This window comes from Pseudomonas sp. FGI182 (genome assembly GCF_000511325.1).
GTDB lineage: Bacteria > Pseudomonadota > Gammaproteobacteria > Pseudomonadales > Pseudomonadaceae > Aquipseudomonas > Aquipseudomonas putida_Z.
In genome coordinates this window covers 5,335,455-5,355,704 of the sequence record NZ_CP007012.1, presented here as the reverse complement: position 1 = coordinate 5,355,704, position 20,250 = coordinate 5,335,455, and the positions used below count along the sequence as shown (strand labels likewise).

The 20,250-nt window shown below is 64.6% G+C and carries 16 protein-coding genes and 1 riboswitch; of the genes, 13 read left to right on the top strand and 3 right to left on the bottom strand.

All coding sequences use genetic code 11. The features are described from left to right. Nucleotides 1-1,272 carry a lipid IV(A) 3-deoxy-D-manno-octulosonic acid transferase gene (gene waaA, locus C163_RS23615; protein WP_025340849.1) on the top strand — a complete coding sequence of 424 codons (1,272 nt, stop codon included), beginning with the start codon at nt 1-3 and terminating at the stop codon, nt 1,270-1,272. Nucleotides 1,273-1,449: 177 nt separating this feature from the next. Here waaA and C163_RS23610 read toward each other — a convergent pair whose 3' ends face one another. Then, complete coding sequence (locus C163_RS23610) at nt 1,450-2,886, bottom strand: TolC family outer membrane protein (protein WP_025340848.1); 1,437 nt, start codon at nt 2,884-2,886, stop codon at nt 1,450-1,452. 160 nt (nt 2,887-3,046) lie between these two features. Continuing rightward, nucleotides 3,047-3,153: riboswitch (TPP riboswitch) on the top strand. Between the two features lie 154 nt (nt 3,154-3,307). On the opposite strand from C163_RS23610, the gene thiC reads away from it, so the two are divergent. Further along, nucleotides 3,308-5,188, top strand: a complete 1,881-nt coding sequence (thiC, locus tag C163_RS23605) for a phosphomethylpyrimidine synthase ThiC (RefSeq protein ID WP_025340847.1) — start codon at nt 3,308-3,310, stop codon at nt 5,186-5,188. Between the two features lie 173 nt (nt 5,189-5,361). Continuing rightward, a complete protein-coding gene (cytX, locus tag C163_RS23600; protein ID WP_025340846.1) occupies nt 5,362-6,645 on the top strand; it encodes a putative hydroxymethylpyrimidine transporter CytX in 1,284 nt (427 codons plus the stop codon). Here the strand turns inward: cytX and C163_RS23595 are convergent. Beyond that, on the bottom strand, nt 6,614-7,360 hold the full coding sequence (locus tag C163_RS23595) for an RsiV family protein (RefSeq protein WP_025340845.1): 747 nt from the start codon (nt 7,358-7,360) through the stop codon (nt 6,614-6,616). The two genes, cytX and C163_RS23595, sit on opposite strands and share 32 nt — an antisense overlap. Nucleotides 7,361-7,545: 185 nt before the next feature. Between C163_RS23595 and C163_RS23590 the strand changes: the two genes are divergently transcribed. The 9 genes from C163_RS23590 to C163_RS23550 all read left to right on the top strand — a co-directional run bounded on the left by C163_RS23590 (nt 7,546) and on the right by C163_RS23550 (nt 16,966). Then, the gene (locus C163_RS23590) at nt 7,546-8,163 is read left to right on the top strand and encodes an NUDIX domain-containing protein (protein WP_015272022.1); all 618 of its coding nucleotides are present in this window, start codon (nt 7,546-7,548) and stop codon (nt 8,161-8,163) included. Next, nucleotides 8,154-8,606: a DUF1249 domain-containing protein gene (locus C163_RS23585; protein ID WP_016501905.1), complete on the top strand. Its 453-nt coding sequence runs from the start codon at nt 8,154-8,156 to the stop codon at nt 8,604-8,606. Before C163_RS23590 ends, C163_RS23585 begins: the two co-directional genes overlap by 10 nt. Nucleotides 8,607-8,691: 85 nt before the next feature. Further along, a complete protein-coding gene (gene cpdA, locus C163_RS23580) occupies nt 8,692-9,492 on the top strand; it encodes a 3',5'-cyclic-AMP phosphodiesterase (protein WP_025340843.1) in 801 nt (266 codons plus the stop codon). A 275-nt stretch (nt 9,493-9,767) separates the two neighbouring features. After that, entirely contained in the window at nt 9,768-10,376 is a 609-nt protein-coding gene (locus tag C163_RS23575) for a YqiA/YcfP family alpha/beta fold hydrolase (RefSeq protein ID WP_025340842.1), read from the top strand. A gap of 35 nt (nt 10,377-10,411) precedes the next feature. Continuing rightward, nucleotides 10,412-12,316: a DNA topoisomerase IV subunit B gene (gene parE / locus C163_RS23570; RefSeq protein WP_015272020.1), complete on the top strand. Its 1,905-nt coding sequence runs from the start codon at nt 10,412-10,414 to the stop codon at nt 12,314-12,316. After that, on the top strand, nt 12,313-13,299 hold the full coding sequence (locus tag C163_RS23565) for an esterase-like activity of phytase family protein (protein WP_025340841.1): 987 nt from the start codon (nt 12,313-12,315) through the stop codon (nt 13,297-13,299). Before parE ends, C163_RS23565 begins: the two co-directional genes overlap by 4 nt. Next, a complete protein-coding gene (locus tag C163_RS23560) occupies nt 13,296-13,814 on the top strand; it encodes a TIGR02281 family clan AA aspartic protease (protein ID WP_025340840.1) in 519 nt (172 codons plus the stop codon). The genes C163_RS23565 and C163_RS23560 overlap by 4 nt, the downstream gene beginning before the upstream one ends. Nucleotides 13,815-13,824: 10 nt before the next feature. After that, entirely contained in the window at nt 13,825-16,083 is a 2,259-nt protein-coding gene (gene parC, locus C163_RS23555; RefSeq protein WP_025340839.1) for a DNA topoisomerase IV subunit A, read from the top strand. Nucleotides 16,084-16,255: 172 nt separating this feature from the next. After that, nucleotides 16,256-16,966, top strand: coding sequence for a membrane integrity-associated transporter subunit PqiC (locus C163_RS23550; protein WP_025340838.1), 711 nt, complete (start codon nt 16,256-16,258; stop codon nt 16,964-16,966). A gap of 389 nt (nt 16,967-17,355) precedes the next feature. Here the strand turns inward: C163_RS23550 and C163_RS23545 are convergent, their stop codons facing one another. Continuing rightward, nucleotides 17,356-18,813 carry an AhpA/YtjB family protein gene (locus C163_RS23545; RefSeq protein ID WP_025340837.1) on the bottom strand — a complete coding sequence of 486 codons (1,458 nt, stop codon included), beginning with the start codon at nt 18,811-18,813 and terminating at the stop codon, nt 17,356-17,358. Nucleotides 18,814-18,948: 135 nt separating this feature from the next. On the opposite strand from C163_RS23545, the gene serB reads away from it, so the two are divergent. After that, the gene (serB, locus tag C163_RS23540) at nt 18,949-20,163 is read left to right on the top strand and encodes a phosphoserine phosphatase SerB (protein WP_025340836.1); all 1,215 of its coding nucleotides are present in this window, start codon (nt 18,949-18,951) and stop codon (nt 20,161-20,163) included. Nucleotides 20,164-20,250: the final 87 nt, after the last annotated feature.

Sequence of the window (20,250 nt, the reverse complement as noted above, 5' to 3'; positions counted from 1 at the left end):
ATGAACAGAACTCTCTATACCTTGTTGTTTCACCTGGGCCTGCCGCTGGTTGCGCTGCGCCTGTACCTGCGCGCGCGCAAGGCGCCGGCCTATGGCCAACGCATTGGCGAGCGCTTTGCTTTCAGGCTGCCGGCCATGCGCCGGGGCGGCATCTGGGTGCACGCGGTATCGGTGGGCGAGAGCATTGCGGCGGCACCGATGGTGCGCGCCTTGCTCAAGGCCTACCCTGAATTGCCGATCACGCTTACCTGCATGACCCCGACCGGTTCCGAGCGCATTCGCGCCATGTTCGCTGACGAACCTCGCGTGCAGCATTGCTACCTGCCCTACGACCTGCCTTGGGCGGCAGGGCGCTTTCTCGACCATGTGCAGCCGAAGCTGGGCATCATCATGGAAACCGAGCTGTGGCCCAACCACATTCACCAGTGTGCGAAGCGCGGCATTCCAGTAGCGCTGGCCAACGCACGCTTGTCTGAGCGCTCGGCCCGTGGCTATGGGCGCTTTGCCAGGCTGACCCGGCCGATGCTGGCCGAGATGAGCCTGATTGCCGTGCAGACCGAAACCGAGGCCCAGCGCTTCCGTGACCTGGGCGCGCGTCCGGAGTGCGTGCAGGTCACCGGTTCGATCAAGTTCGACCTGAAGATCGATGAGCAACTGTTGCCGCGTGCCAAGGCATTGCGTGAACAATGGGGGGCCGAACAGCGCCCGGTGTGGATCGCCGCCAGCACCCACGAAGGTGAAGATGCGTTGATCCTGCAGGCACATCGGCAGTTGTTGCAGGTGCATGGCGATGCCCTGCTGATCCTGGTGCCGCGCCACCCCGAGCGATTCGCAGCGGTGCATACGCTGTGCAGCGAACAGTTCACCACCGTGCGGCGCTCTGCCGGCACGCCGGTTGATGCGCAGACTCGCGTATTGCTCGGCGATACCATGGGCGAACTGCTGTTCCTCTATGCCCTGGCCGACATTGCCTTCGTCGGTGGCAGCCTGGTGGCGACCGGCGGGCACAACCCGCTGGAGCCCGCGGCGCTGGCCTTGCCGGTACTGATGGGGCCGCATGTGTTCAACTTCCTCGAAATCAGCGCGATGCTGCGCGAGGCGGGGGCGTTGCAGCAGGTGGACGATGCCGACGGGCTGGCCGAAGCGGTGCGGCGGCTGGTCGAGTTGCCGCAGGATGCACAGCGCATGGGCGAGGCGGGCAGGGCGGTAATGCGGGCCAACCAGGGCGCATTGCAGCGCTTGCTCGATGGCCTGGGCAAACTCATCAGCTGAGTTCTAAACAGATGTCAGCAATGGTGCGGTCCTTGTAGGAGCGGCCTTGTGTCGCGAAAGGGCCGCAGGGCGGCCCCAGCAATCTGTGCATCACTGCTGATTCCCTGGGGCCGCTCTGCGGCCCTTTCGCGACACAAGGCCGCTCCTACAGCGACCGCTCGCCTTGGTCCAGCACTTTCAGGGGCGACGCTCGAAGTTCTTGGCCGCTGCAGCCGCCAGGTCCGGCGGCAGGAAGTCCTTGTCCGGGTTGTAGTCTGGCTTCAGGTACCGCTTGAGGTCCTGCAGGTCCTGCGGGCTCAAGGTGCCGGCCGCCTGTTTCAGGCTCAGGTTGTCGAGGATGTAGTCGTAGCGGCTGTTGTTGTAGTCGCGCACCGAGGTGTACAGCTGACGTTGGGCGTCAAGCACGTCGACGATATTGCGGGTACCCACCTGGTAGCCGATCTCGGTGGCTTCCAGCGCGCTCTGGTTGGAGATGATCGACTGCTTGCGCGCTTGCACCTGTTCCACGTCGGTGTTTACCGCGCGGTGCAGGTTGCGGGTGTTTTCCACCACCTGGCGGCGCAGGCTTTCACGCTGCTGCTCGCTCTGGCTCAGGCGCTGGTAGGCCTCGCGCACCTGCGAACTGGTCAGGCCGCCGCTGTAGATCGGGATGTTCAACTGCAGGCCGATGCTGGTCTGCTCGACGTCGCCGCTATAGCGCGAAACGGGGGCCGGCGCGGGGTTGGTGAAACCGAAGTTGTCGTTGTCACCCTTCTGATACTTGGCAACTGCGTCCAGGGTCGGCGCGTGGCCGGCCTTGCGCTGGCGCAGGGTTTCCTCGGCAGCGACGACCGCGTGGTTGGTGGCCAGCAGGTTGAGGTTCTGGCGCCCGGCGGTTTCGACCCAGGCCTTGGCATCGTTGGGCGTAGGGACCTGCACCGGCAGGGTATGGACCACGCCTTGAATCGACGTGTATTCCCGGTTGGTCAGGGTCACCAGGGCCTCGAACGCATCCTGTACCTGGCGCTCGGCAATGATCCGGTTGGCCCGCGCCGTGTCGTAGCTGGCCTGGGATTGCAGCACGTCGGTCTTGTCGGAGAGGCCGACGTCGAATCGTTCGTTGGACTGGTCCAGCTGGCGCTTGAAGGCAGCTTCCTCGGCCTTGGTCGCGGCCAGGTTGTCCTGGGCACGGAGCACGGCGAAGTAATTCTGCGCGGTTTGCAGGATCAGGTTCTGTTCGGTCGCCGACAGCTCCAGCGCTGCCTGTTCGTTGACCGCCTCGGCCGCCTGCAACTGGAACCAGCGGTCAGCGCGGAAGATAGGCTGCGCCAGGGTCGCGCTCCAGGTATTGCCGCTGCGGTTGCTGGTGGCCGAGGGTTCGTCCAGCTTGGTGCGGGTGTTCAGCATTTCGGCACCGGCCGAAAGGTTGGGCAGCAACCCGGCGCGAGCCTGCGGTACCACTTCGCGGCGGGCACCGTAATCGGCGCGGGCCGCAGCCAGGTCAGCGTTGTTGTCGACCGCTTCCTGATAGACGCTGACCAGGTCGGTTTTCACTGTAGTGGGCACGTCCGCTGCCCAGACCACTCCGTTGGACGCACAAGACACGGCTATTGCCAGTGAGAGTTTGCGCAGCATAGAGGCAATCCTTGTACGAAATTGAATTACTGAACTGTTGAGTATCGAGCGATGGGCCAGTGTAGTGCCATGCGCACCCGGCAACAATCGCTCGGGGTGCCTTTCATCATCCGCGCATTTACCTGCTTGGCTTTGCCGACCACTCCAGTCTAGACTGCGCATGTTCTTGTCGGGGTGCCTTGAAGCAAAGGCTGAGATCGCAAAGTTGCGGATCCCGTTGAACCTGATCAGGTTAGCGCCTGCGTAGGGAACAAGATTGCTCGCCTTCCCGGGGAGCCTCTTGTGCCAGGTCCGGGAATGTCGCAGCTGCATGCAGCTTCAGGCACCCCCATGTCCGGCACTGCACCCATCAAGGGTGCGTCCGCGCCTTTCAGGTTCACCCCGACATTCCACTGCTAGGAAGCCGTCTGGAGAGCCTGTGATGACCAAACAAGAAAAAGCGATCAACCTCAGCGAATCGGCACAAGTCGATCAGCAGTCCGTGCAACCGTTCCCGCGTTCGCGCAAGGTGTATGTCGAAGGCTCGCGCCCGGACATCCGCGTGCCCATGCGTGAAATCAGCCTGGACGACACCCCGACCGATTTCGGTGGCGAGTCCAATGCCCCGGTGCTGGTCTACGATACTTCCGGCCCGTACACCGACCCCAACGTTGTCATCGACGTGCGAAAAGGCCTGGCCGACGTGCGTTCGGCGTGGATCGAGGCACGCGGTGACACCGAGCGCCTGGCCGGCCTGAGCTCCGACTTCGGCCAGCAGCGCCTGAACGATGCCGAACTGGCCAAGCTGCGATTCGCCCACGTGCGCAACCCGCGCCGTGCCAAGGCGGGCGCCAACGTCTCGCAGATGCACTATGCCCGCCAGGGCATCATCACCGCCGAGATGGAATACGTGGCCATCCGCGAAAACATGAAGCTGCAAGAGGCACGCGCCGCGGGCCTGCTCGACGAGCAGCACGCCGGTCACAGCTTCGGGGCCAACATCCCGAAAGAAATCACCCCAGAGTTCGTTCGCCAGGAAATCGCCCGTGGCCGCGCGATCATCCCGGCCAACATCAACCACCCGGAAGTGGAGCCGATGATCATCGGCCGCAACTTCCTGGTGAAGATCAACGGCAACATCGGCAACAGCGCCCTGGGCTCCTCGATCGAGGAAGAAGTGGCCAAGCTGACTTGGGGCATCCGCTGGGGTTCGGACACGGTCATGGACCTGTCCACCGGCAAGCACATTCACGAAACCCGTGAGTGGATCATCCGCAACTCGCCGGTGCCGATTGGTACCGTGCCGATCTACCAGGCCCTGGAAAAGGTCAACGGTGTGGCCGAAGACCTGACCTGGGAGCTGTTCCGCGACACCCTGATCGAGCAGGCCGAGCAGGGCGTGGACTACTTCACCATCCACGCCGGTGTGCTGCTGCGCTATGTGCCGCTGACCGCCAAGCGCGTCACCGGCATCGTCAGCCGTGGTGGCTCGATCATGGCCAAGTGGTGCCTGGCGCACCACAAGGAAAACTTCCTGTACACCCACTTCGACGAAATCTGCGAAATCATGAAGGCCTACGACGTCAGCTTCTCGCTGGGCGACGGCCTGCGCCCCGGCTCGATTGCCGACGCCAACGATGCCGCGCAGTTCGGTGAGCTGGAAACCCTTGGCGAGCTGACCAAGATCGCCTGGAAGCACGACGTGCAGTGCATGATCGAAGGCCCCGGCCACGTGCCGATGCAGCTGATCAAGGAGAACATGGACAAGCAGCTGGAATGCTGCGACGAGGCGCCGTTCTACACCCTCGGCCCGCTGACCACCGATATCGCTCCTGGCTACGACCACATCACCTCGGGCATTGGTGCGGCGATGATCGGCTGGTTCGGTTGCGCCATGCTCTGCTACGTCACGCCCAAGGAGCACCTGGGCCTGCCGAACAAGGATGACGTGAAGACCGGCATCATCACCTACAAGATCGCCGCTCATGCCGCCGACCTTGCCAAGGGCCACCCAGGTGCGCAGATTCGTGACAACGCCTTGTCCAAGGCACGCTTCGAGTTCCGTTGGGAAGACCAGTTCAACCTCGGCCTGGACCCGGACACTGCCCGTGCCTACCACGACGAGACCCTGCCAAAGGAATCGGCCAAGGTCGCGCACTTCTGCTCGATGTGCGGGCCGAAGTTCTGCTCGATGAAGATCACCCAGGAAGTGCGTGAATACGCCGCCAAGATCGAAACCGTGGATGTGACGGTCGAGCAAGGCATGCGTGAGCAGGCCGAGCGGTTCCGCCAGGAAGGCAGCCAGCTGTATCACAAAGTCTAAGTCGCAGCGCTGACCCCTGTAGGAGCGGCCTTGTGTCGCGATGGGCCGCGAAGCGGCCCCGGCAATTTCAGCCGCGAAGCTGAAAACCTGGGGCCGCTTTGCGGCCCTTTCGCGACACAAGGCCGCTCCTACAGCGACCGCGTCCAATCCAATACCTTGCCGAGTGTCAAAGCATGACCACCCCCAGCCAATTCTCCCCCGACCACCCGGTCCCCACCGCCCAGCGCATCTTCGGCGCCCGCGACCTGTTCTCGCTATGGTTCTCCCTCGGCATCGGCCTGATGGTGCTGCAGGTCGGCGCCATGCTGGCCCCTGGCCTGGGCCTTGCCGGCGCGGTGCTGGCTATCGCCCTGGGCACCGGTGTGGGTGTGCTGCTGCTGGGGGCTGCCGGTGTCATCGGCAGCGATACCGGCCTGTCGGCCATGGGCACCCTGAAACTGAGCCTGGGTGGCCATGGTGCGCGTTTGCCGGCGATGCTCAACCTGCTGCAACTGGTGGGCTGGGGCGCGTTCGAGATCATCGTCATGCGCGATGCCGCCAGCCTGCTGGGCGCGCGGGCGTTCGGCGAAGCCAGCGCCTGGAACAGCCCTATGCTCTGGACCCTGTGCTTCGGCGCCCTGGCCACTCTGCTCGCGGTCGGTGGGCCGCTGGCGTTCGTGCGCAAGGTGCTGCGCACCTGGGGCATCTGGCTGCTGCTGGGCGCTTGCCTGTGGCTGACCTGGAACCTGTTCGCCAAGGCCGACCTGGCGGCACTGTGGGACCGTGCCGGTGACGGTTCGATGTCGCTGGCCGTGGGCTTCGACATCGCCATTGCCATGCCGCTGTCCTGGTTGCCGCTGATCGCGGATTACTCGCGTTTTGCCCGTAACGGCAAACATGTATTCGGCGGTACGGTGGTGGGCTACTTCATCGGCAACACCTGGCTGATGAGCCTGGGCGTGGGCTACACCTTGGCCTTCGCCGGCAATGGCGAAGCCAACGCCCTGCTGCTGGCCCTGGCGGGCGCCGGCATGGGCATTCCACTGCTGCTGATTCTGCTGGACGAGTCGGAAAAGGCTTTTGCCGACATTCACTCGGCAGCCGTTTCCACCGGTGTGCTGGTGCGCCTGAAGGTCGAGCACCTGGCGCTGGCCATTGGCGTGCTGTGCACGCTGATCGCCTTGCTGGCGCCACTGGCACAGTACGAGAACTTCCTGCTGCTGATCGGCTCGGTGTTTGCACCGTTGTTCGGTGTGGTATTGATGGACCATTACGTGATCCGTCGCCGCCGCTTGCCGGCACAGGTGCATGGCTTGCACTGGCCTGCACTGCTGGCCTGGGCGGTGGGCGTTGCCGCGTACCACCTGATCGCCGCGCAAGCGCCCGACCTGGGTGCGACCCTGCCGGCATTGCTGCTGGCAGGGCTACTGCACGGGCTGTTGAGCTTCAGCCGCGGCCGGGAAACAGCTCGGGCTTGAGCACGCCATTCAGGCGTGGGTACGGGATCTTCAACTCCACGTGGCCCATGGAGTAGGGCGCGATGGAATAGACCTCGTACTTGACCACCACCGCGCCGTACGTCAGGGCGACGTGCGGCGACTGCTTGAACGGCCAGGTCTTGATGAACTCGGCGTCCTTGTCCATGCCTACGCTGATCAGCCAGGCGCGGTGCGACTCCTCGACGGTTTTCCAGAAGGTGTCTTCCTGGCCGGGCACCAGCATGTCCTGCAGGGTCAGCACCTTGTCCAGCTTGCGCGAATAGTTGATGAAACCACGCCCGGGCATGCCATGGGCGCCGCCGCTGTCCAGGTAGCTGGACAGTTCGATGATCACCAGTCCGTCATGCTGCTCGCGTACCTTGGCCTGCAGGTAGCTGCTGTTGCGCTTGTCGGCACTGGCCAGGTACTGCTGCTCGTAGGCTTGCAGGCTGGTCGGTGCGTTGCCGCGCTGGTTGTCTTCGGTCAGTTGCAGCAGGCGTTTCTCGACGATGCCATCGAGCTTGGGCAAGGCCGGGAAGTGGATCATGTCGATGTTCACCAGCGGGCAGTCGCTTTCGCTGCAGCCGGGTTTGACATGCTCCCAGGCATCACGCTTGACCTCGAGCGGCGCCCGGTAGTTGGGCGTGAACAGGCTTTGGCAGGCACCCAGGGCCAGGGCCAGCACAGCCACGGAAGTCAGTTTGACAAGTGTCATGAGGATCCTTGCAGAACAGGGAAAAGTCGGCCTTTGACCGTCTGCGCGGCCTTCAGTTCGCCACTAAGCTAACAGAGAGAAGGCGCGCTGTCCCGAGTGCGCGAACGGTTGCCGGAAAGGGATGAAACCGGCAGGCGTGCAGAGTAGGATGGCGCGATGCGGTATTCGAGGTAATGAGGATTTCCATGTCAGACGCGTTGAACTCAGTGCCCAAGGGCTTCGAAATCATCGAGCGGGCCAACTGCTTCCAGGGCTTTTACAAGCTCGACAAGCTACGCCTGCGCCACGAGTTGTTTGCCGGGGGCATGGGCCGCGAGATCAGCCGCGAACTGTTCGTGCGCCATGATGCGGTGTGCGTGCTGCCGTACGACCCGTTGCGCGATGAAGTGGTGCTGATCGAGCAGTTCCGCGTCGGTGCACTGGACAAGGTCGACAACCCCTGGCTGATCGAGATGGTGGCCGGGCTGATCGACAAGGACGAGCAACCCGAGGAAGTCGCCCACCGCGAAGCCGAAGAAGAAGCCGGCCTGGCCTTCAGCGCCCTGTGGCCGATGACCCGTTACTTCCCGTCGCCCGGCGGCAGTGACGAATACGTTCACCTGTTCCTCGGCCGTTGCAGCAGCGAAGGTGCGGGCGGCCTGCATGGCCTGGAAGAAGAGGGCGAGGACATTCGCGTGCGCGTGTGGTCGTTCGAGGATGCCATGCAGGCGGTGCGCGACGGGCGCATCTGCAACGCGGCGACCATCATCGGCCTGCAATGGCTGGCGCTGAACCGTGACGAAGTACGAGGTATGTGGAAGTGAACCTGCTGCGCGAGCGTTATCGGGTCGACCTGGTCGGGCTGCAGGCAGCCTGCGAGGCCAACTACGCCCGGCTGATGCGCCTGTTGCCCGACATGCGCACCACCCAGAGCTCGCGCCGCATCGGCATGACCCAGGGCGACCAGATGCTTGGCGTGCTGGTGCTCGACGTGGTGCTGGCCTGCCCGTATACCACCACCCTGCACGTGCGCCAGGAGCACAGCCTGCCGTGGTTGCCGGTGCCGCACCTGGAAGTGCAGGTGTACCACGATGCGCGCATGGCCGAAGTGGTCAGTGCCGAACACACCCGGCGCCTGCGCAGCATCTACCCGTATCCGAACGAGGCCATGCACCAGCCGGACGAAAAGGCCCAGCTCAACCTGTTCCTCGGTGAATGGCTGAGCCACTGCCTGGCTTGTGGTCACGAACTGGCGAGTGTTCGCTGAAGTGTGACGCAGGTCGTTCGTGGGTGTTTGCTCGCACCCGTTGTGCAGCCATAATTCGCGCTGAATCCGTTCGAGGAGACGGCCGTTGCCGCAGCCAGACCAATCGCGCCCCGTGCATGTGGTGCAACTGACCGATGCCCACCTGTTCGCCGACCCGGCCGGCAGCATGCTGGGCCTCAATACCCGTGACAGCCTGCGCCATGTAGTGGCCCAGGTGCGGCGGGAGCAACCGCTTGTCGATCTGCTGCTGTGCACTGGTGACCTGTCCCAGGACGCCAGCGTGGCGTCCTATGAAGCATTCCGTGAGCTGACCGCACCGTTTGCCGTGCCCACCCGCTGGTTGCCTGGCAACCATGACGAGGCCCGAGTCATGGCGCAAGTGGCGCCGGAGCTGGTACAGGCGGTGACCGATATCGGTGCGTGGCGCATCGTCATGCTCAACACGGCCGTGCACGGGGCGACGCATGGGCTGCTGGAGGGTGATCAGCTGGCAGTGCTGGAAACGGCCTTGCGAGAGGCGGGTGAACGGCATTGCCTGGTGTGCTTCCACCATCAGCCGGTGGATATCGGCTGTGCCTGGATCGCGCCGATCGGCTTGCGCAATGCCCAGGCGCTGTTCGATATCGTCGAGGGTTATCCACAGGTGCGGGCGCTGCTGTGGGGGCATGTGCACCAGGAATGGGATGAAGTGCGCGACGGCCGTCGCCTGCTGGCCACTCCGTCGACCTGCATCCAGTTCGCGGCGCGCAGCGAGGATTTCAAGGTGAGCGAGGAGCAGCCTGGATACCGCTGGCTGCGCCTGCACGCCGACGGGCGGTTGGAGACCGGGGTAGAGCGGGCACTGGATTTCAAGGTGAAGCTCGACTTCGATAGCCCTGGTTATTGAGCTGCGGCTGCAGACGCGCTCAATTGTAGGAGCGGCCTTGTGTCGCGATGGGCCGCAGAGCGGCCCCGGCAATATTTGTGGCGCAGCTGAAACCCTGGGGCCGCTTCGCGCCCCATCGCGACACAAGGCCGCTCCTACAGGGAACTGTGGTTGCGACTTCGGTGAAGAAATTGTTGCGAAACCCGTGACACTGCGTCAAAACCCGGCGAACGCGCTACACTGCGCGTCCCTGCGCCCATATCACCGGGCGCGAAGCCACAGATTCCGGGGGCAGCATGTCGGGTTCCATCCTCTATATCCATGGCTTCAACAGCTCGCCACTTTCGACCAAGGCGCGCCAACTCGAGGCCGTGATGCAGCAACTGGGCCTGTCGGCCCAACTGCGGGTGCCCGCCTTGCACCACCACCCACGGCAGGCCATCGCCCAGCTCGAAGCGGCCATCGCCGAGCTGGGCGCGCCACTGCTGGTGGGCAGTTCGCTCGGCGGCTACTATGCCACCTGTCTGGCCGAGCGCCACGGCCTCAAGGCCCTGCTGGTGAACCCGGCGGTAACACCGCACAAGCATTTCGACGGCTACCTGGGTACCCAGCACAATCACTACACCGGTGAAGCCTGGGAGCTGACCCACGATCACGTGCAGGCCCTGGCCGAGCTGGAAGTACCAGCCCCGGTGGACGCCAGCCGCTATCAAGTGTGGCTGCAGACCGCCGATGAAACCCTGGACTATCGCCACGCCGAGCGCTATTACCGTGCTTGTGCCCTGCGTATCCAGGCCGGTGGCGACCACAGCTTCCAGGGCTTCGCCGAGCGCCTGCCGGCACTGCTGGCCTTCGCCGGCATTGCCCGTGGGCAGTACGCAGCGCTCGATTTTTCTGTATTTTGACTTTTTTGCATTCACCAGACTGACGACGAGACCCTATGGCCACTCCCAGCGCTAGCGCCTATAACGCAGACGCCATCGAAGTCCTCTCGGGCCTTGACCCGGTCCGCAAGCGGCCGGGCATGTACACCGATACCAGCCGCCCCAACCACCTGGCCCAGGAAGTCATCGACAACAGTGTCGACGAAGCCCTGGCCGGTCACGCCCGTTCGGTGCAGGTCATCCTCCATGCCGACCACTCGCTGGAAGTCAGCGACGATGGCCGCGGCATGCCGGTGGACATCCACCCGGAAGAGGGCGTGTCCGGGGTCGAGCTGATCCTCACCAAGCTGCACGCCGGCGGCAAGTTCTCCAACAAGAACTACCAGTTCTCCGGTGGCCTTCACGGCGTGGGCATCTCGGTAGTAAACGCCCTGTCGACCCAGGTGCGCGTGCGCGTCAAACGTGACGGCAACGAATACCAGATGACCTTCGCCGATGGCTTCAAGGCCAGCGAGCTGGAAGTGGTCGGCTCGGTCGGCAAGCGCAACACCGGTACCAGCGTGTACTTCAGCCCCGACCCCAAGTACTTCGATTCGCCGAAGTTCTCCATCAGCCGCCTCAAGCACGTGCTCAAGGCCAAGGCCGTGCTGTGCCCGGGCCTGCTGGTCAGCTTCGAGGACAAGGCCAGCGGCGAGAAGGTCGAATGGCACTACGAGGACGGCCTGCGCTCGTACCTGGTCGACTCGGTAAACGAGTTCCAGCGCCTGCCCGACGAGCCGTTCTGCGGCAGCCTGGCCGGTAACAAGGAGGCAGTGGACTGGGCCTTGCTGTGGCTGCCAGAAGGCGGCGACAGCATCCAGGAAAGCTACGTCAACCTGATCCCTACCGCCCAGGGCGGCACCCACGTCAACGGCCTGCGCCAGGGCCTGCTGGATGCCATGCGCGAGTTCTGCGAGTTCCGCAACCTGCTGCCGCGCGGCGTGAAGCTGGCGCCGGAAGACGTCTGGGAACGCATCACCTTCGTGCTGTCGATGAAGATGCAGGACCCGCAGTTCTCCGGGCAGACCAAGGAGCGCCTGTCGTCGCGCGAGGCGGCGGCCTTCGTTTCCGGCGTGGTCAAGGATGCCTTCAGCCTGTGGCTCAACGCCCACCCCGAGCTGGGCATGCAACTGGCGGAGCTGGCGATCAGCAACGCCGGTCGCCGCCTCAAGGCCAGCAAGAAGGTCGAGCGCAAACGCATCACCCAGGGCCCGGCACTCCCCGGCAAACTGGCCGATTGCGCCGGCCAGGATCCGATGCGCGCCGAACTGTTCCTGGTCGAGGGTGACTCGGCTGGTGGCTCGGCCAAGCAGGCTCGCGACAAGGAATTCCAGGCGATCCTGCCGCTGCGCGGCAAGATCCTCAACACCTGGGAAGTGGACGGTGGCGAAGTCCTGGCCAGCCAGGAAGTGCATAACATCGCCGTGGCCATTGGCGTCGACCCGGGGGCCACCGACCTAGCGCAGCTGCGCTACGGCAAGATCTGCATCCTTGCCGACGCCGACTCCGACGGCCTGCACATCGCCACGCTGCTGTGCGCGCTGTTCGTCCAGCACTTCCGCGCGCTGGTCGAGGCCGGGCATGTGTACGTGGCCATGCCGCCGCTGTACCGCATCGACCTGGGCAAGGAAATCTACTACGCCCTCGACGAGGCCGAGCGTGACGGTATCCTCGATCGCCTGGTGGCCGAGAAGAAACGCGGCAAGCCACAGGTCACCCGCTTCAAGGGCCTGGGCGAGATGAACCCGCCACAGCTGCGCGAGACCACCATGGACCCGAACACCCGGCGCTTGGTGCAGCTGACCCTGGACGATGTGCAGGCCACCTGCGAGCTGATGGACAAACTGCTGGCCAAGAAGCGCGCGGGTGACCGCAAGAGCTGGCTGGAAACCAAGGGTAACCTGGCCGAGGTCATGGTTTGATTCGGCGGCTTCTGGCTGCCTGTCTGGCGCTGGTTGCCCTGCCGAGCCTAGCGGGCAACTGGCCAGAGTTGAAGCTGAGCGCCGAGCACCCGATCGAAGGCATGCGTGGTGGCAACCTGTCTGGCCTGGTGGAATGCCGGGGCGGGCTGTGGGGCGTTTCCGACCGCGACGACGACCGTATCTACCGCTTCGACCAGCAAAACCCGACCTGGCGCGCGCAGCCGCTCACCTTCACCCCGCCAGCGGTGCCGGAAAGTGGCCTGCCGTGGGGCCTGAAGTCGCGCAACTGGGCGGCGTCGTATATTCGTGGTGGCGAGCTGGATTTCGAAGGCATCAGCTGTGACCAGGCGGGTAACCTGTACCTGGTCAGCGAGGCGCATGCCGCGGTGCTGCAACTGCCGCTGGAAGGCGAAGCGGACTGGTTGAAGATCGACCCGGCCATGGTTCGTCAGGCCCGTGCCAGCGGCATGCTGCTGAACTTCAACGCCTTGTTCGAAGGCCTGGCGATCAACCCGGCGGGCGACCGCCTGTGGCTGGCCGCCGAGCGCGAGCGGCGGGGCCTGGTGGCCATCGAGCGCCAGCAATCGGTGTGGACCTGCGGCCGCAGTTGCGTGCTGCTGAGCGAGGCTGGCGTCGAAATGCAGCCGGCGCAGATGCCCAATGCCCAGGCACTGTCGCGCGACTTCGCTGACCTGGCCTGGTTCGAAGGCAAGTTGTTCACCCTCGAACGCAACGCCTACCGGGTCTGCCGTCGGGATACCGACAGTGGCAAGGTCGAGCGCTGCTGGTCGTTCGCTGCCGATGCCCTGGTCGAGTCGCGCCGCTATCAACAGCCGTTCGGCCTGGCCGAGGCCCTGGTGATCGATGCCAAGGGCGCCTGGATCGGTGTGGACAACAACAATGGCGCCCGCGCCGATGGCGAGGCACGCCCGATCGTCTGGCGCTTCGATGCGCCGGAAGGCGGATGGAGCGCCAAGCCATGAGCCAGGCACCGGGCAAGCGGGCTGGCAAGGTATTGATGATCGTCGCCTGGGCGGCGGCGCTGTTCCTTGCCACGCGTTTCTTCGGCCAATGGGAAGACAGCCAGCGCAACCCCAATGCCCAGGTGCAGTCGTCGCATGGCGAAGGCTTTATCGAGGTGCGCCTGCTGGGCAACGGCCAGGGCCACTTCGTGATGGATGGCGCAATCAACGGCCAGGTGGTGCACTTCATGCTCGACACAGGTGCCACCGACGTGGCCATCCCCGAGGCGCTGGGCCGCGAGCTGGGCCTGGAGCGTGGCAGCCCGGTGCAGCTCAGTACCGCCAACGGCCGTACCGAAGGCTACCGCACGCGCCTGGCCAGCCTGCAGCTGGGGGATATCCGCCTGCAGGACGTGCGCGCCATCGTGGTGCCGGGCCTGGATGGGCAGACCGTATTGCTGGGCATGAGTGCCCTGAAACAACTTGAATTTACCCAGCGCGGCGGCACCATGCTGCTGCGCCAGAACCTGAAATGACGAGGCCCGCATGAGCGACTCACTGGAACTCAGCCTGGACGGCGTGGAACGCCGCTCGCTGGCTGACTTCACCGAACAGGCCTACCTCAACTACTCCATGTACGTGATCATGGACCGCGCCCTGCCGCACATCGGCGATGGCCTGAAGCCGGTGCAGCGACGCATCGTCTACGCCATGAGCGAGTTGGGGCTCGATGCCGATGCCAAGCACAAGAAGTCGGCGCGTACCGTCGGTGACGTGCTCGGCAAGTTCCACCCCCATGGCGACTCGGCCTGCTACGAGGCCATGGTGCTGATGGCGCAGCCGTTCAGCTACCGCTATACCCTGGTCGACGGCCAGGGCAACTGGGGTGCGCCGGACGATCCGAAGTCGTTCGCCGCCATGCGTTATACCGAAGCGCGTCTTTCGCGCTACGCCGAAGTGCTGCTCAGCGAAGTCGGCCAGGGCACCGTGGACTGGGTGCCCAACTTCGACGGCACCCTGCAGGAGCCCGCCGTGCTGCCGGCGCGCCTGCCCAACATCCTGCTCAACGGCACCACTGGTATCGCCGTGGGCATGGCCACCGACGTGCCGCCGCACAACCTGCGTGAAGTGGCCACGGCCTGTGTGCGCCTGCTCGACGAGCCCAAGGCCACCATCGAGCAGCTGTGCGAGCACATCCAGGGGCCGGACTACCCGACCGAGGCCGAGATCGTCACGCCGCGGGCAGAAATTCTCAAGATGTACGAAAGCGGCCGCGGCTCCATCCGTATGCGCGCCGTGTACCGCGTCGAGGATGGCGACATCGTCGTCACCGCGCTGCCGCACCAGGTCTCCGGGGCCAAGGTGCTGGAGCAGATCGCCGCGCAGATGCAGGCCAAGAAGCTGCCGATGGTCGCCGACCTGCGTGACGAATCGGACCACGAGAACCCGTGCCGCATCGTCATCATCCCGCGCTCCAACCGCGTGGATGCCGATGAACTGATGCAGCACTTGTTTGCCACCACCGACCTGGAAAGCAGCTACCGAGTCAACGTCAACATCATCGGCCTGGACGGCCGGCCACAGCTGAAGAACCTGCGAGCGCTGCTGCTGGAGTGGCTGGAGTTCCGTACCACTACCGTCCGTCGCCGCCTGCAGCACCGCCTGGACAAGGTGGAGAAGCGCCTGCACCTGTTGGAAGGTTTGCTGACCGCGTTCCTCAACCTGGATGAAGTTATCCACATCATCCGTACCGAGGACCAGCCCAAGCAAGCCCTGATCGCCCGGTTCGACCTGACCGAAATCCAGGCCGACTACATCCTCGAGACCCGCCTGCGGCAGCTGGCGCGCCTGGAAGAGATGAAGATCCGTGGCGAGCAGGATGAATTGCTGAAAGAGCAGGCCAAACTGCTCGCCCTGCTGGGCAGCGATGCCAAGCTGCGCAAACTGGTACGCAGCGAGCTGGTCAAGGATGCCGAAACCTATGGCGACGACCGCCGCTCGCCGATCGTCGAGCGTGCCGAGGCCAAGGCGCTGTCGGAAAACGAACTGATGCCGACCGAGCCGGTCACCGTGGTGCTGTCGGAGAAGGGCTGGGTGCGCTGCGCCAAGGGCCACGACATCGATGCCACCGGCCTGTCGTACAAGGCCGGCGATGGCTTCAAGGCCGCCGCCGCCGGGCGCTCCAACCAGTTTGCCGTGCTCATCGACTCCACTGGCCGCAGCTACTCGCTGGCCGCTCACAGCCTGCCGTCGGCGCGTGGTCAGGGCGAACCGCTGACCGGCCGCCTGACGCCACCACCGGGGGCCACCTTCGAGTGCGTGCTGTTGCCGGACGACGATGCGCTGTACGTGGTGGCTTCGGACGCCGGCTATGGCTTCGTGGTCAAGGGTGAAGACCTGCAGGCCAAGAACAAGGCCGGCAAGGGCTTGCTCAGCCTGCCCAACGGTGCCAAGGTCATGACCCCGCGCCCGGTGGCCAACCGCGAGCAGGACTGGCTGGCGGCGGTGACTACCGAAGGCCGTCTGCTGGTGTTCAAGGTCAGCGACCTGCCTCAGCTGGGCAAAGGCAAGGGCAACAAGATCATCGGGGTGCCGGGCGACCGGGTAGCCAGCCGTGAAGAATTTGTTACCGATCTGGCTGTGATTGCCGATGGCGCGACACTTGTATTGCAAGCCGGCAAGCGTACCCTATCTCTGAAAGCGGACGACCTGGAGCATTACAAGGGCGAGCGCGGAAGGCGCGGCAGTAAGCTGCCACGCGGGTTCCAGCGGGTCGATGGGTTGCAGGTGGAAGTGCCGGCGTAACCGGTTGAAATGTCTGGAACGGCAATTTCAGCGTCGTTCCGGGCAGAAATGCTGGAGTCGGACGGTTATTTCGCGGATGATATGGCCCTTGCGGTGCCGGCGTGGCCGTGTGCCCGTTTGAATCTATGTGTATCACTGCGGTTGGCCTTTTGGCGACCGCCTGGATGGGATGATGAAATTTCTGCGCCTTCCATTTGCGCTGTTGATGACTGGCCTGCTGGGCCTTGGCGGGTGCACAATGCACCAGCCGGTTGCCCTGTACCAGCTCGACAGTGGTGATCCTGGCCAGCCTTCGCAGAGTGCGGGCATGGCCGTGGTGCTCGGCCCGGTATCGGTTGCCGATTACCTGCAACGTGAAACCTTCCTGCAGCGTCAGGCCGATGGCAGCCTGAGTTCGGCGACCGACGGTCGTTGGGCCGGCAGCCTTTCGTCGGATATCGACCAGCTGCTGGTGCGCCAACTCGCCTGGCGCCTGGACAGCCAGCGCGTGGTGCTGGCCCCGGCGGCGACCGGTTTCAACCCCGATGTACAAGTACTGCTGTCGATTACTCGCCTGGACTCGGGCAAGGACCAGCCGGCCGTCCTGGATGCCCAGTGGCGCTTGTTGGACCGCCGTGGCCATGTGCGTGACAACCGCATCGTTCACCTCGAGCAGCCACACGCGGGCAGCGAGGCGTCGCAGGTACAGGCCCAGGGCCAGTTGCTGCAGAAGCTGGCCGAACAGCTGAGCACTGCGGTCAAGCCGCTGGCCAACCAGCCGGCGATTGCCGAAGAGTCGCCAAAAAAGCCGGCTGCTCCGGTGCAGGTGAAAAAGACGCCGGAGAAGTCCAAGATCCCGATGGCTGCGCCGATTCGAACCGATATGGAAGTCTACCGGTTCTGATCCAACTGCCAGATACGAAAAAGCCCGCAACGATGCGGGCTTTTTCGTATCTGCTGTAAACCATACCCCACTGATTTTGCCGGGGCGTGTGGGAGCAGGTATGCCGCTTTGCGGCCCTTCGCGGGCTTGCCCGCTCCCACAGGTTTAGCGCGAGGCCCAGAAAATGCGTGGGGCCTGTGGGAGCCGGCATGCCCTAATGTCGTTCAGTTAAGCAAATTGGGGCCGCTTTGCGGCCCTTCGCGGGCTCGCCCGCTCCCACAGGTTTAGCGCGAGGCTCAGAAAATGCGCGGTTCCTGTGGGAGCGGGCATGCCCGCGAACACCGGCGTAGCCGGTGCCATACACCGCGGCGCTTGATTCGCGGGCACGCCCGCTCCCACAGGGGGCTGTATCAGGCCCGTCGTTCGTGCATCCGCGCCAACTGCCGCTCCAGCATCGACGGGTAGGGCTCCATCAGGCGCTCCACGCAGCAGGCGCCCTCGGGGCTGGCAATCGGGCGAATGCGGGCGCGCTGGCGAATCAGCGTGTCATCGCTGATCTGCCGCTCCACCAGCAACAGGTTGCGGCTGTGCTGCGACAGCGCCAGGGCGTCCTGGGCCTTTTCGGCCATCAGCAGGTCTACCAGCTCCAGCCCTTGCAGGTCGTTGCCCAGAGCCAGGCCCAGTTGCAGCTGCAGGGTAATGCCGCTGTCTGCCACCTCGATCTGCAGGGCATGGCCCAGGGCGCGCAACAGCTCGCCGCAGCAGATGGCGTTGGTCAGGTAGTCCTCGCCGCAGTCGCGGCTGTGGAACAGCACCAGGGTGCTGCCGTCGTTGAGTGTGTGGGTTTCGCCGTCGTAGAGCGAGGCGGCGTGCTCCAGGCAATCGCGGTAGCGCTCGGTCAGCTCGGTCAGGCGCGTGCGCGGCAGGCGACGCAGCTGCTCCTGCGAACCCAGTTGCACGGCGAGCACGGCGCTGTATTGCGGCTCGTCGGATTCGACCACGGCGGCCTTGGGCGCGCTTTCGTCGTCCAGCAGGCCGGCGAAGGCTTCATCGTCATCCTCGTCCGCCTGGGCGGCAAGCTTGGCGCGCGGTGCGGCCTTGGCTGCCGGGGCGGCGTCGTGCAGGTCGTCGAACTGCTCGTCGTCCTCTTCTTCGGGCTCCGGCTCAGGTGGCGGTGGCGGGGCCAGGCGCGCGTGCAGCTGGCGCGCGATGTCGCCGATCTCGTCCTGGCGGTCGGTAGCCGGGGTATAGGGTTGCGGGTCGCGCAGCCACACCCGCAGCTGCAGCAGCGGCAGGGTGATGAAGCGGCCCTGGCGCAGGCTCAGGGTCAGTGCCAGCACCAGCAGGATGGCGGCAAGGATGCCCATGCTCTGCAGGCTGATCAGCATCGGCTGCTGGAACTGGCTCATGTCCAGGCTGATACGCAGTTGCCCGGCGGTCACGTCCTGGAACGTGATCTTGGTCTGGTACAGGCCTTCGGCCTCGCCCAGCAGGCTATTGCGCGGGCGCTGGCCGGCCTCGGCGAGGATACGGTTGTCCACGCTGTAGATCGCCGCATGGGCCACCAGCGGGTTTTTCACCAGGTTGCCGAGCAGCACGTTGAGGCTGAGGATGTCGTTGGCCACCAGCAGCTCGGTCGCCGAGGTGGCGGTCTGGGTGGTCAGGCTCTGGCCCAGGGCATCGGCCTGCTCGTGCATGGCCTGCTTGAACTGCAGGCCCATCACGCAGGCGTAGATCACCAACGCCAGCGCCACCAGGAAAATGTTGGTGCAGGCGATGCGCAGTGCCAGCGGCACGCGACGTTGACTCAGGGCGCGATAGATCATCAGGAAGAAGTTGTCTGCTTTGACGGGCGTGGGCCGGTTCACTGAGCTCGGCTCTTAATGGCATGAAAGTGTGGGGCAGTATAGCGAGCCGGGTTTTGTCGGCAAAGTATCGTTGGCGCCCGACGGTCACGGAAAATCGGTAGAATGCGCATTTTTCATCGAAGTCGGAGCCAGGTTGTGCGCGAAATCGTCCTGATCAACATCACCGGTGAGGACCGTCCCGGTCTCACTGCGGCTATCACCGGCGTCCTGCTGCAGGGCGGTGTGAGCATCCTCGACATTGGCCTGGCAGTCATGCACGGTACCTTGTCGTTCGGCATCCTGGTCGATATCCCGGACAACGAAGTGGCCACCTCCCTGCTGCAGAGCGTGCAGGCCAAGGCCCACGAACTGAACCTGCAGGCCCGCTACACGCCGATTTCCGAGGCGGACTACCAGCACTGGGCCGATGGCCACGGCGAGGCGCGCCACATCGTCACCTTGCTCAGCCGCAAGATCACCCCCGAGCAGCTGCAGCGGGTGAGTGCGGTGATCAGCCAGTACGGCCTGACCATCGAGCGCATCGAGCGCCTGTCGGCCCGTGTGGCGCTGGATGCCGAGACCGACAAGGGCAAGGCGGCCATCGAGATTTCCGTGCGCGGCGTGCCGAGCGATGCCCAGGCGCTGCGTGCCGACTTCTTCGCCTTGGCTGAAGAGCTGAGCATCGACATCGCCTTCCAGAAGGACGACCTGTTCCGCCGCAACCGCCGCCTGGCGGTGTTCGACATGGACTCGACGCTGATCGAAGCCGAAGTCATCGACGAACTGGCCAAGGCCGCTGGCGTAGGTGAGCAGGTGGCCGCGATCACCGAGCGCGCGATGCGTGGCGAGCTGGACTTCCGTGCCAGCTTCAAGGAGCGCATGGCGCTGCTCAAGGGCCTGGATGTGGGCGTGCTGGACGAGATCGGTGCGTCGCTGCGCCTGACCGAGGGTGCCGAGAACCTGTTTGCCGAGCTCAAGCGCCTGGGTTACAAGACGGCGATCCTGTCCGGTGGCTTCACTTACTTTGCCCGCCAGGTGCAGGCGCGCCTGGGCATCGACTATGTGTTCGCCAACGAGCTGGAAGTGGTCGATGGCAAGGTGACCGGCGTGGCTGTGGAGCCGATCGTCGATGCCCAGCGCAAGGCCGAGCTGCTGCAGAAGCTGGCTAGCGAAGAAGGCTTGCAGCTGGAGCAGACCATTGCCGTGGGTGACGGTGCCAACGACCTGCCGATGCTGTCGCTAGCCGGCCTGGGCGTGGCGTTCCGCGCCAAGCCGCTGGTGCGCCAGTCGGCCAAGCAGGCGATTTCTACCCTGGGGCTGGATGGGGTGTTGTATCTGCTGGGCCTGCGGGACCGCGACGCGCGCGGCTGATCTGAGAATCCGGGGCTGCTTCGCAGCCCATCGCGACACAAGGCCGCTCCTACAGGGAATTGCATATCTCTTGTAGGAGCGGCCTTG